Source organism: Atopobium sp., from assembly GCF_034113385.1.
In the GTDB taxonomy this organism is placed as follows: Bacteria; Actinomycetota; Coriobacteriia; order Coriobacteriales; family Atopobiaceae; genus Atopobium.
Genome location: NZ_JAXEXL010000018.1, coordinates 1 through 12,378, shown reverse-complemented (window position 1 = coordinate 12,378; position 12,378 = coordinate 1). Strand labels below are relative to the sequence as shown.

10 protein-coding genes are annotated in these 12,378 nt (G+C 45.6%); 6 read left to right on the top strand and 4 right to left on the bottom strand.

Annotated elements, in window-relative coordinates; translation table 11 throughout:
• Positions 1-159 precede the first annotated feature (159 nt).
• From SPD80_RS06000 to SPD80_RS05990, 3 genes are all read right to left on the bottom strand, one after another.
• On the bottom strand, positions 160-990 hold the full coding sequence (locus SPD80_RS06000; RefSeq protein WP_320605920.1) for a MetQ/NlpA family ABC transporter substrate-binding protein: 831 nt from the start codon (positions 988-990) through the stop codon (positions 160-162).
• Between the two features lie 107 nt (positions 991-1,097).
• On the bottom strand, positions 1,098-1,772 hold the full coding sequence (locus SPD80_RS05995; RefSeq protein WP_320828941.1) for a methionine ABC transporter permease: 675 nt from the start codon (positions 1,770-1,772) through the stop codon (positions 1,098-1,100).
• Positions 1,765-2,511 carry a methionine ABC transporter ATP-binding protein gene (locus SPD80_RS05990; RefSeq protein WP_320828940.1) on the bottom strand — a complete coding sequence of 249 codons (747 nt, stop codon included), beginning with the start codon at positions 2,509-2,511 and terminating at the stop codon, positions 1,765-1,767. Before SPD80_RS05990 ends, SPD80_RS05995 begins: the two co-directional genes overlap by 8 nt.
• Positions 2,512-3,089: 578 nt before the next feature.
• Here SPD80_RS05990 and thrS point away from each other — a divergent pair.
• The 6 genes from thrS to SPD80_RS05960 all read left to right on the top strand — a co-directional run bounded on the left by thrS (position 3,090) and on the right by SPD80_RS05960 (position 11,638).
• Positions 3,090-4,853, top strand: a complete 1,764-nt coding sequence (gene thrS, locus SPD80_RS05985) for a threonine--tRNA ligase (RefSeq protein ID WP_320828939.1) — start codon at positions 3,090-3,092, stop codon at positions 4,851-4,853.
• Between the two features lie 143 nt (positions 4,854-4,996).
• On the top strand, positions 4,997-5,536 hold the full coding sequence (locus SPD80_RS05980) for a PLP-dependent transferase (protein WP_320828938.1): 540 nt from the start codon (positions 4,997-4,999) through the stop codon (positions 5,534-5,536).
• A gap of 545 nt (positions 5,537-6,081) precedes the next feature.
• Positions 6,082-7,254 (top strand): MFS transporter, encoded by a 1,173-nt coding sequence (locus tag SPD80_RS05975; protein ID WP_320828937.1) that lies wholly within the window; start codon positions 6,082-6,084, stop codon positions 7,252-7,254.
• A 182-nt stretch (positions 7,255-7,436) separates the two neighbouring features.
• Positions 7,437-10,055: a bifunctional acetaldehyde-CoA/alcohol dehydrogenase gene (gene adhE / locus SPD80_RS05970; RefSeq protein WP_320828935.1), complete on the top strand. Its 2,619-nt coding sequence runs from the start codon at positions 7,437-7,439 to the stop codon at positions 10,053-10,055.
• Between the two features lie 54 nt (positions 10,056-10,109).
• A complete protein-coding gene (locus SPD80_RS05965; protein WP_320605933.1) occupies positions 10,110-10,868 on the top strand; it encodes an aminoglycoside phosphotransferase family protein in 759 nt (252 codons plus the stop codon).
• Positions 10,869-11,047: 179 nt separating this feature from the next.
• Positions 11,048-11,638, top strand: a complete 591-nt coding sequence (locus tag SPD80_RS05960) for a hypothetical protein (protein ID WP_320828934.1) — start codon at positions 11,048-11,050, stop codon at positions 11,636-11,638.
• Positions 11,639-11,813: 175 nt separating this feature from the next.
• On the opposite strand, the gene SPD80_RS05955 is transcribed toward SPD80_RS05960, so the two are convergent.
• Positions 11,814-12,378 (bottom strand): dihydrofolate reductase (locus SPD80_RS05955; RefSeq protein WP_320828932.1); only part of this gene is annotated, 565 nt, incomplete at its 5' end.

Sequence of the window (12,378 nt, the reverse complement as noted above, 5' to 3'; positions counted from 1 at the left end):
CAACATATATCAAGATGGTTGTTTGTAGTAAGGCTGGTGCCGCCATAAGGTGACACCAGCCTTTCGTAAAGGAAGCAGCCACTTGTGCAGCGGTAGCTTTAGATAGGAGTATGAGCGCGCAGCTTACAGGGTGCTCAAGATAGCTTGCTCAGAGTAGCCTTAAAACGCAGGCAAAACGTCCTTATCGTATGTCTTGCTTAGATAGGTTTTAAAGTCATCAGAGGTGAGCACTGCCACCAAAGCTTGAATGCGTTCGTCATCTTTATGGGAAGGCGTGGTAACAATGTAGTTGGCGTACTGCTCAACTGCTTTACCATCGGGTTTCTCTGTTGCTAAAGCATTGGCAACGTGGAAACCTGCCTCAATGGCATAGTTGCCATTAATAACTGCAAAATCTACGTCTTGTAGTTGACGGGCAACAGCCGCTGCTTCTACCTCTACAAATTTGATGTTGTGAGGATTGTCTGCTACATCACCAGGAGTTGCTTCCAGGTTATTGGGGTCTTTAAGCGTAATGAGTCCCTCTTGAGCAAGAAGTAAAAAGGCGCGCCCCTCATTGGTAGGATCGTTAGGAACAGCAATCTGAGCACCATCGGCAAGAGCTTTAAGATCTTTGGACTTGCCAGCGTAAATGCCCATGGGTTCATAGTGAATGGCAGCTACGCCCACCAAGTCAGTACCGTTTTGTTTGTTGTAATTGTTGAGGTAATTGATGTGTTGGAAGTAATTGGCATCTACCTCACCAGAGCTGGTTACCTGGTTAGGAATGATGTAGTCCGTATACTCCTTGACCTTAAGATCAATGCCTTTCTGAGCAAGTTTGTCTTTAGCAAACTTGGTTAAAATCTCCGCATGAGGGGAAGGACTTGCAGCAACAGTAAGGGTTTTTGTGTCAGAACTTGCCTTTGATGAGCCGCCTGAACAGGCGCTGAGCGCACCAGTGGTAATAAGAGCTGCGGCAGAGGCAATAAAGGTACGACGAGAAATCATAGGTTTGCTCCTTAAAATAGAACTAAAAAGAGAAAAGAAATATTCCAAATTGGGATATTTGACAAGAACTTTGTCAAAGGTTGTGGTGAGTACAGACGAGGTATACGCTACTTACGATGGTCGATAGCATGAGCAATACCATCACAGGTAGATTGAATAATTTGTACAAGCACCACCATGAGGGCAACAGTTACAAACATAATGTTGTCTTCATAGCGATAGTAGCCATAGCGAATAGCTATGTCTCCCAGACCACCTGCTCCTACAGCGCCAGCAATGGCGGTGTAGCCCAATACCGCAATAAGTGTGATGGAAATACCGCGCACAATAGAAGGCAATGCTTCGGGCAAAAGAGCACTTACTACAATACGGGGAACCGAGGCACCACAGGCAACAGCTGCCTCAATAGAAGCACGGTCAACTTCTGCAAGACTTTGCTCAATCATGCGCGCAACAAACGGTGTGGTAGAAAGCACCAGGGGAGGAATGACTCCCAAAACGCCTGTGGTAGTACCAACCAATGTGCGTGTAGCAGGCATGACAGCAACGAGCAAAATAATAAAAGGAATAGAACGACTCATATTTACAATCCAGCCCAGTATTGCATTGAGTATGCGATGAGACCGCAGCCCCTGAGGTGCAGTTATGTGCAACACAATGCCAAGCACCAAACCGAATACATACGCAAGAGCTGTAGAGGTAAACAACATGAGACACGTATCTACAATGCCAGCACCAATAAGACCTGCATAGGCGTCAAAAAATGAGCTGATGTTATGCATGCCAGTCCTCCACGCCTAAAAGTTGCTTCGTAATCTTGTGCACAGGGTGAGAAAATACCTGCTCTACGCTGCCTTTCTCGACAAGTTCACCGTGAGAAAGAACTGCTACGTTGTTACAGACGCTTTGAACAACGTCCATGGAGTGCGTAATAATAATGATGGTCACGCCCGTTTCTTTATTGATGTCCTTGAGAAGTTCCAAGATAGAAGCGGTAGAAGCGGGGTCGAGTGCACTGGTTGCCTCGTCACACAAAATGTATTCTGGATTGCATGCTAAGGCTCGTGCAATGGCTACGCGCTGTTGCTGACCGCCAGAAAGCTCAGAAGGATAAGAGTTTGCCTTAGATGCTAAACCTACGCGTTTTAGTAAGTCCTGTGCGGTTTGTTTGTCTTGCGCGCTTACCACACCCTTGCTTGCCAAGAAGGGAAAGCAGACGTTATCCAATACTGTTTTTTGAGCCAATAAACCAAAACCCTGAAAAATCATGGCAACGCGGCGCCGATATTCGCGCAGCTCACGACCTGTAAGCTTACACACCTCAACACCATCCACCTCAATGGAGCCAGAAGTGGGGCGCTCTAGCAAATTTAAGCAGCGCACCAGTGTTGACTTACCAGCACCACTAATGCCAATGATGCCAAAGATGTCTTTGTCACTAATGTCCAGTGAGACACCCTTGAGGGCGTGCACATCAGAGGTGCCTTCAAAAGTTTTAGTTAGCTGAGAAATACGAATCATGTATAAGAGTGCTTTCAGGGTTAGCAGCTGTGCAAAACAAACGGGAGCGGGTTGCTCCACGCATACGCCTGCAGCAACCTAACAATAACGCCCAAGCACCAAGCTTTCGCTCAAAACGATAAGGTGCTCGGGCTTGAGCATCTGCATCGGAGCAAGCATTTGCAGTGGATATGTCGTCATTGTTTTCATGTACAGTACTATAAAGAGGTACAACGGCATAAACAACCGTCAGTGTGGTAGTAATATATGCCAACACGTTATCTGTTTTATCGATAACAAATATAGACATGCTTTGTAAACACTGATTAAACTTGGTGTTGTGGCTGCACAACACCTTCCGTATGTGGTAAACCTGTATATACGCAAAAGGAAGGTTTTCTCGTTATGCATTGTTACAGGCTTTGGTCTGCAAACAACACTCAAACTCAGACTATGTAGGCGTCTGTCTCCTACAACGGCATCGATTGCCCTGGACAGGCGCCCATACGTTCGCTCTCACGCTCTGTCGTGATGGGCGTTTTTTGTATCGCAATGGTGTATGAGTTTGAGTGAATCATCGAGTTAAGAAGGATCTATTCATGAAGGCATTGTTTAATGACGGTCACGTAGCAGAGTTGAGCGAGGATGAAGAGCTACAGGTGCTGCGCCACTCCGCTTCCCATATTTTGGCTATGGCAGTAAAGCGCTTATATCCTGAAGCAGATTTTGGCTATGGCCCTGCTACGGATAACGGCTTTTACTACGATATTGATTTGCCCGAGGGCGTAAAGATTTCTGAGGATGATTTTCCTGCTATTGAGGCAGAGATGCGCAAGATTTGCAAGGAAAACCTTAAGTTTGAGACGTATGAGCTACCCCGCGCAGAAGCCATTGCTCATATGCAGGAACGTGGTGAGAAGTACAAGGTAGAGCATATTGATGATTTGCCTCAGGACGCTCGCATTACCTTCTACAAGCAGGGCGAGTACGTAGATATGTGCGTTGGCCCTCACATTATGTATACCAAAGCGCTCAAAGCCTTTAAGCTCACAGGTGTTTCTGGTGCCTACTGGAAGGGCGATAAAGACAATAAGATGCTCACCCGCATTAACGGTGTAGCGTTCCGCACCAAGGAAGAGCTTGCTCAGTATGAGGAGCTTTTGGCAGAGGCCGAGAAGCGCGACCACCGCAAGATTGGCCGCGAGATGGACCTCTTTATGATGTCCGAGGCTGGCCCCGGATTTCCCTTCTGGCTACCCAATGGTATGCGTGTACGCAATGCTCTTATGCAGTATTGGCAAGAGATGCAGGATGCCTATGGCTATGAGCAGGTTCAGACGCCTATTATCCTGTCTCGTACCCTGTGGGAGACTTCTGGTCATTGGGACCACTACAAAGACAATATGTACACCACTGTCATTGATGATGAGCAGTACGCTATCAAGCCAATGAACTGCCCAGGTGCTTGTTTGGTGTACAAGAATCGTCCTCGTAGTTACCGTGATTTGCCTCTCAAGCTTGCAGAGGCTGGTCTTGATCACCGTCATGAGCTTAAGGGTGCCTTGCATGGTTTGTTCCGTGTGCGTGAGTTTACGCAGGACGATGCCCACTTGTTTATTATGCCTGATCAAATTACCGAGCAGGTAATGGATACGGCTCACCTTATTACTACCTATTATGCTCAGTTTGGCTTCCCATATCGCATTGAGCTTTCCACCCGTCCTGAGGACTCCATGGGTTCAGATGAAGATTGGGAGCGTGCTGAGCAGGGTTTGCGCGATGCTTTAGATTCTATGGGTGCTGAGTACATTGTAAATGAGGGTGACGGTGCTTTTTATGGTCCCAAGATTGACTTCCATTTGCAGGATTGTCTTGGTCGTACCTGGCAGTGTGGCACTATTCAGCTTGACTTCCAATTGCCTGAGCGCTTTGAGCTTGAGTACACGGCATCCGATGGCTCCAAGCAGCGTCCTATTATGATTCACCGTGCTGGCTTTGGTTCTTTTGAGCGCTTTATTGGTATGCTCATAGAGCAGTATGCGGGTAAGTTCCCAACCTGGTTGTCTCCGCTACAAGTCAAGGTGCTTCCTGTTTCCGAGAAGACCCGCGAATATGCCAATGAGGTTGCTTCTCAACTCCGTGCTGCTGGTGTGCGCGTTAAGGTAGACAATCGTGACGAGAAGATAGGTTATAAAATCCGTGAAGCTCGCTCTATCGATCGCGTTCCTTACATGCTCATTTTGGGCGAGAAAGAAGTCGAGGCAGGCAATATCTCTGTTCGTGACCGCTCTAATGAGACACATCAAACTTCGATGGAAGAATTTATTGCTGCCATTAAGGAAGAGATCTCTGAACGTAGCTAAGCTTCAACGTTGAGATGAGCACTTAGGTGTTCGTACAAGTAAGGATGTAGTTGAATCATTTTTGTGCTTACATATTGGCTTTACCAGCAATAACGCAATTTCTGCAAGCTCCTCATCTGTGTAGTTGCACAGCTTTGGGGGGCTTGCCTTTATATTGTGCAGATGTACGTACCGACATTGCTGAGGTTCATAAGCAAGATAAACTTGCTTTGTATGACCTGCGCGAGTTGGGTTTTGGGGCTTTAACGGGTGTACCTGTTGCGCGCTTAGGGGCAGATGTAACAATTGTCGCTGCTGATATTCCCAATCAAGTTATCGTGCTGTTGGCAGGGGAGGGCTTAAACCTATGCGAGCAATTAGAAGCTGCGGGTGCTGTGCGTTTATCGACAGATGAGCTAGACAGCTACCAAAAATCGGCATGTACGCAATGGCGTAAGCTTAGTGATGCTGCAAGCATAGTTGCTTCGTACTTGCAGGCACATCCCAAAATTGCAGAGGTACGCTGGCCTGGCTTGAAGACAGATTCTTCATTCAAAATTGCAGCTCAGACACTCGAAGGTGGTTTTGGAGCGCGCGTTGATTGGCGAGTAAAGAACGCTAATCAGTGGCATTCATACTTTGCTCAAGCACAAGATTGGCAAGTGCAAGTGCTTAAATTTGAGTGTAAGCTCAAAACTTTGTAAGAGGGGTAGGGCACGTATGGTTCTTACATGTTCCAAACGAATGAATCTCGTGTTGTTTATGCTTACCTTGTTGGGCTTTTTGTTGCCTTTTGGAATTCTTTCTATGGGACAAACCTTTAATCTTTTTGATGCTACGGATTTAACTGCTGCTGTTATCGCCATAATTTGGATACCCATCATTATTTTTCTTATGTGGTTTAATCTCTTTTGTTCAGGACGAGCAGTTGAAATTCATAGAGATGGGTCTGTAAAAGTATTTGCACCCTCTGGCAACGGTCATCCTACAATAAATCTTACGTACACGGTTAAAGACATTCAAAAGGTCTCGGTAAAAAAGTACCGTTTCTTAATGTGTATCTTATTTCAATTACTGCAACTAACCCTACATACTATATAGATGCGCGCGAAGACAAAGATACACGAGTGCTCAAATGCGCAACGCGTGGGGTACTTGTGAGCAAATGCATGATGGAATCTTTTACTGACTGGATGTATGATTTTAATATCAGCGTGTTAAAAAATTTTAATTAAAACGTCTGTATTTTTTGACACTCTATCTTTCCCAGGTAGGATTTAGTGTTGCTACAGTTTCTTTAGGTATTTTGGTCTATCAAGTTTGCAGGCTTATCCTTGAAGTTCCTAGTGGGTTAATAAGCGATAGCTTTGGACATCGTTTTGTTGGTCTACTGGGTCTTGGTTTTATGGCCTTATACTACATTTTGCTTCTTAACGAGCAAAGCTTCGTACTCTTAGTGGTAACGTTTGTTTCTAAAGGTATAGCTGTGGCCTGTTTAAGTGGATCGTTTGAAGCAATCTATATTGCACATGTTAATGAGAAAAAACTTGTGCAGTACAATTCTATCGAGAACGCAATTTTTTATGTTTCATACGGTGTCACTGCGCTATTGGGTGGTATTTTTGCTCAAGCAACTCTTTTTAACATTGGTATTATAGTAGATTTAATTGCTGTAATTCTTAGCCTTGGCATAGGATTTGCATTTCCTGCTAATGATGCTTCGTGCATAAAACCTCATAGTAATAATCAAAATATGCAAACCGAGTCACTAGTGGCGACCAATAAATCATCTAGTGATAATTTCGCTAATAAAAAAGTATCTTTTATGGGACTTCTTCAGCACATAAAAGGAAACCATATCTTATGCTGTCTTTTGCTTATGGATTTTGCTCAGGCAGTTTTCTTTGTTGGATTTGAAGATTTTTATTCAGTGGTACTCAAACAAAACGGACTTGGAGCAAATTTAGCAGGAATAAGCCTTGTTGTTCAACTTATAGTTTCTGCACTGATTGGTTTATTCGTTCCACATATTGTAACTTTTATGAGTGAACGTAAATTACTTGCAGGTGGATATGCGGGGCGTTTTCTTTGCATGTCTTTGTTCTTCATGCCGTTTGTAGCTCCAATAGTTCTGCCTATTGTATATATCTTTGAGTCTGTCTTCTCATGTTTTTGCGCTCCAATTAAGCGTATGATTTTCCAACGCAATTTGCCTGATGGATATCGTGCTGCGGTACTTTCTGCTCAAAGTCAATCTGTTGCACTTGGTGCTATTTGTTTTTCGGGTTTAAACGCATTACTTTCTTCTTTAATTGGCTTGCAAGGTGTTCTTATTCTTACATTAGTGCTTGGTTTTGGTGTTATTTACGGGGGATGTATTTGGTATCTAGAAAAACAGGTACCAAAAGATATATTGAACTAATGACCCTAAAATCATAGTCAACTTATCGTAAATTGACCATGATATACTAGTCAACCTGCAGGTAGATGGCATAATTTTGTATAAAAAAGAGCAAAAGTCCAACTTTTCGGTGAGCGGATTTTGTATCATTAAGAGGACAGCAATAAGCTCAAGTAAGTCACTGGATACCCTGGAGGTAAAACATGACTAAAGCACTGCCGCCGATTGATAGTGTAGATGCGCTTACCGAGCGACTCGCGTCTATGCGCAAAGCGCAAGCGGAGTTTGCAAAGTTTTCTCAAGAGCAAGTAGACAAGATTTTTTACGAGGCAGCTCTTGCTGCAAATAAATCTCGTATTCCTCTGGCTAAGCTTGCTGTAGAGGAAACAGGTATGGGTATTGTGGAAGATAAGGTTATTAAAAACCACTATGCTTCCGAGTACATCTATAACAAGTACAAGGATATGAAGACCTGCGGTGTTATTGAGGATGATCCCGCCTATGGCTACAAAAAGGTAGCAGAACCTTTAGGTGTTGTAGCAGCTGTTATTCCTACTACGAATCCAACTTCTACCGCAATCTTCAAGGCTCTTATCTGTCTTAAGACGCGTAATGCCATCCTGATTTCTCCGCATCCTCGCGCTAAGGGCTGCACCATTGCTGCTGCCAAGATTGTGCGTGAAGCAGCAGAGAAGGCCGGTGCACCCAAGGGTATCATTGACTGGATTGACGTTCCTTCTTTGGAGCTTACCAACACCCTCATGAGCTCTGCAGATATGATTTTGGCAACAGGTGGTCCTGGCATGGTTGCCGCAGCTTACTCTTCTGGTAAGCCTGCTTTAGGCGTAGGACCTGGCAACACCCCTGCTATTATCGATAGTACCGCAGACATTAAACTGGCCGTTAACTCCATCATTCATTCTAAGACCTTTGATAACGGTATGATTTGTGCTTCTGAGCAATCCGTTACCATTGTGGAGGATGTATATAACGAGGCAAAGGCCGAGTTTAAGCGTCGTGGTTGCTACTTCCTTAAGGGCGCTGAGCTGGATAAGGTTCGCAAGACCGTTATTATTAATGGTGGCGTAAACGCTAAGATTGTTGGTCAGTCCGCTTATACCATTGCCCAGATTGCTGGTGTAGAGGTACCTAAGTCCACCAAGGTTCTTATTGGTGAGGTAACTTCTGTTGATCCTTCTGAGGAAATGGCACACGAGAAGCTGTCTCCTGTTTTGGGCATGTATAAGGCCAAGAGCTTTGATGATGCTCTTGCCAAGGCAGAGCGCCTCGTTGCGGATGGTGGCTATGGTCATACCTCTTCTTTGTACGTAAACGTTAATGAGGCTAAGAAGCTCGAGAAGCACCGCAACGCTATGAAGACCTGCCGTATTCTTATTAATACGCCATCGTCTCAGGGCGGCATTGGTGACCTCTATAACTTTATGATGGCTCCTTCGCTTACGCTGGGCTGCGGCTCCTGGGGCGGTAACTCCGTTTCTGGCAATGTTGGCCCTCAGCACTTGCTCAACATCAAGTCCGTTGCAGAGAGGCGTGAGAACATGCTGTGGCTTCGTACTCCCGAGAAGGTCTACTTCAAGAAGGGCTGCATGCCCGTTGCATTGCAGGAGCTCAAGGACGTTTACAACAAGAAGCGTTGTTTCATTGTTACTGACCAGTTCCTTTATACCAGTGGCTTTACCAAGAAGGTCGAGGAGTCTTTGGATGCCATGGGCATTGTTCACTCCAGCTTCTGGTCCATCTCGCCTGATCCCAAATTGCAGGATGCGCTGAAGGGTCTTGAGCAGCTGAAGGCATTTGAACCTGATTGCATCATTGCCATTGGTGGCGGTTCTGCTATGGATGCAGGCAAGATTATGTGGTCCATGTACGAGAACCCCGAGGAGAACTTTGAAGATATGTCCATGGACTTTATGGACATCCGTAAGCGCGTGTATCAGTTCCCCAAGATGGGCAAGAAGGCGTTCTTTGTAGCCATTCCAACAAGTTCTGGTACGGGCTCTGAGGTAACTCCTTTTGCCATCATTACCGATGCAGAGACGGGCGTAAAGTGGCCTATTACAGACTATGAACTTATGCCTAACATGGCAATTGTGGATACAGACAATATGATGAGCCAGCCCAAGGGCCTGACTGCTGCATCTGGTGTTGACGTTCTTACGCACTGCCTTGAGGCATTTGTTTCTGTTATGGCTTCTGACTATACCGACGGTATGGCTTTGCGTGGCATGAAACTTGTCTTTGAGTACCTTGGTCGTGCCTATGACAATCCCAATGATGTTGAAGCACGTAATCACATGGCTAACGCGTCTTGCCTAGGTGGTCTTGCCTTTGCAAACGCCTTCTTGGGTGTCAACCACTCCATGGCTCACAAGCTTGGTGCCTTCCATCACATTCCTCATGGTCTGGCCAATGCAGTGCTTCTGCCTCGCGTTATGCGCTACAACTCCGCTGAACGTCCCACCAAGATGGGCACCTTCCCTCAGTATGATCATCCCAAGACACTTGCTCGTTATGCCGAGGCAGCACGCTTCTGCGGCGTAACCGGTGCAGATGATCAAGAGGTCTTTGAGAAGTTCATCAAGAAGATTTATGACCTCTTTGATCATGTAGGTGTGAAGCACACCATTGCAGAGTACAACGTAGATGAGAAGTACTTCTTGGACACGCTGGATGATATGGCAGAGCAGGCCTTTAATGATCAGTGCACGGGCGCCAATCCCCGATATCCTTTGATTTCTGAGATTACCAGCCTCTATAAGGATGCATACTATGGTCATGAGGCAAGTACGTACGAGGATTAATTAGTCTGGTTTTGTGAGCTTATAAGTATTTCTTCGGATTAAGGATGTGCCGCTATGGAACTCTCTACTAACAAACAAGAGATTGTTCGTCGTGGTAATAAGGTGGTATGGGATTGTGGTGACACTATTGTTAAGGCATTTAACAATAGCAAGCCCGCTTCTGATGTGCTCAACGAGGCGCTTAATCTCACTCGTGTTTATGAGGCAGGTGTTAAGGCGCCTCAGTTTGTTGAGGTTTCTGCTTTGGATAATGGTTGGGCGCTCAAAACCAAGCGCGTGGAAGGCACCATGCTTTCCGTGCTTATGGATCAAAACCCCACCAAGTTAACAGAGTATTTAAGCAACTTCATTGAGCTGCAGCTTGATGTTCAGAGTCATACCGCTCCTTTACTGCCTCGTCAGAGGGATAAGTTTGCCCGCATGATTAACTCTTTATCCAGTATTAATGCTACTACGCGCTATGACCTTCTTATGCGTTTGGATGGCATGAAAGAGGAAGAGAAAATCTGTCACGGTGACTTTAATCCCACTAATGTGTTGGTGCAAAAAGATGGCAGCTGTGTTGTTTTGGACTGGGCACATGCTACGCAGGGCACCCCTGCAGCAGATGTTGCCATGACCTACATGCTTTTCTCGTTTGATGATCAAAAGCTGGCAGATGCCTACTTGGAGATGTACTGCGATTGTGCTGACTTGGCTAAGCAAGTTGTGTATCGCTGGCTTCCCATTGTTGCTGCTGCCGAGCTTGCTCGCGGTCACAAAGAGCATGAACAGGCACTTTTGTCTTGGATTGATGTAGCCGATTGGCAATAAGTGTGTGCGTGAGCAGGGTGTTTGCATGCGCTTAAACTTTAGTTAGAGCACGTTGAGCGGAGTTGTCTTGAGGCGACTCCGCTTTTTTGCTAAACACATGTTATATTTTGAGAAACAGGTCAGCGCAATGGCGTGGTATGGCAATGGCTTGTCACTATACGTTCGTTAGAGGAGATATCATGTGCAGGATCCACCCGTTCTGTAAGACCGTTTTAGCCCTTGTGCTCGCATGTGGCATTGTGGGTGGCTTAGCTGCCTGCAAGGGTGCTGATGTAGAGAAGAACAAGAAAGAAATTACTGATGTTATTAGCAAAACCTACGATAGCGCCATTGCTCTTGATGATTCTGTAGTGGATGAACTGCTCAAACAGGCTAATTTGGGTGATATGGGCGACATGGGCATAAACGGCAAGGATATTTTGGCTGCAGCGTTTAAGAACTTCAAGTATAAGGTTGGCGATATTAAAATTAGTGACGATAAAGCCATAGCTAGTGTGCACGTTTCTAATATCGACCTCAAAGAGGGCTTGAGAAAGTTCGAAGATGCATTTGGTACTTGGGCTAAGAGTGACGAAGGCATTGACGCTTTTACTAATAAAGATGCTGATGCAATTGGTAATGGTATCAGGAGTGCTTTGGATACTGGTTTTGGTGATTCAAGTCTCGAAACCAAAGAAGCTGACGTATCCATCAACTTGATCAAGAAGGATGGTAAGTGGGAGCTGGAAAACCGCACTATGCTGTTTGATAGCATGGTTGTTGGTTACTAGCACGGCTCTGTTGCTGCATAGCTTTTTGTTAGACCAGGCTTTCCGTTTAACGACGGGTAAATTGTTGGTTTTACTCAATCGTAGGCAAAAATCGTAAGCAAAGGTTCTTTTAGTTTCTTAAGCGTCGTGCCATTATTAATTTTAATAATGGCACGACGTAGTATTACGCACGCGTTTATGCACGCTGGTAGGTTACAAAGTGGAAGGAGATGCCTTCAGGAGTAACACCACCCTGTGCGCTTGTGCATACAGTCCAAGAAGGGTCTTCATCTAAGTTAGGGAAAAAGGCATCTGCTGGCACTACTACGTCATGCATGGTCACAATGACTTCCGAACAGTATGGGAGCATCTGCTCATATACACTCATGCCGCCAATGCACCATACGTCATTGGGGTTCTCGGTAGCTACTGCTTCAAGAGCCTGAGAGACACTATGAACAACTTCTACACCCTCACAAGACCAACTTGCATCACGAGTAAGTACAATGTTGCGGCGTTTGGGTAGGGGGTTGGACCCAGGAAAGCTTTCCAAGGTAGTACGACCCATAATAACGGTGCCACCACGGGTGTGCTGTACAAAGTGGTGCATATCCGCTTTGTTGGAAATAAGCAAGCGGCCTTTACAGCCAATGGCCCAGTTGCTTGTAACGGCTACGATTGCGCGCATGATTACACCGCAATAGGAATATTTTTGACCTGTGGGCCGTGCTGGTAGTTCTCCACAATCAAATCGTCCGTGG

Bases quoted from the DNA above. Each gene is read 5' to 3' on its own strand.
- SPD80_RS06000 (WP_320605920.1), bottom strand. From the start codon at position 990: ATGATTTCTCGTCGTACCTTTATTGCCTCTGCCGCAGCTCTTATTACC.
- SPD80_RS05995 (WP_320828941.1), bottom strand. From the start codon at position 1,772: ATGCATAACATCAGCTCATTTTTTGACGCCTATGCAGGTCTTATTGGT.
- SPD80_RS05990 (WP_320828940.1), bottom strand. From the start codon at position 2,511: ATGATTCGTATTTCTCAGCTAACTAAAACTTTTGAAGGCACCTCTGAT.
- thrS (WP_320828939.1), top strand. From the start codon at position 3,090: ATGAAGGCATTGTTTAATGACGGTCACGTAGCAGAGTTGAGCGAGGAT.
- adhE (WP_320828935.1), top strand. From the start codon at position 7,437: ATGACTAAAGCACTGCCGCCGATTGATAGTGTAGATGCGCTTACCGAG.
- SPD80_RS05965 (WP_320605933.1), top strand. From the start codon at position 10,110: ATGGAACTCTCTACTAACAAACAAGAGATTGTTCGTCGTGGTAATAAG.
- SPD80_RS05960 (WP_320828934.1), top strand. From the start codon at position 11,048: ATGTGCAGGATCCACCCGTTCTGTAAGACCGTTTTAGCCCTTGTGCTC.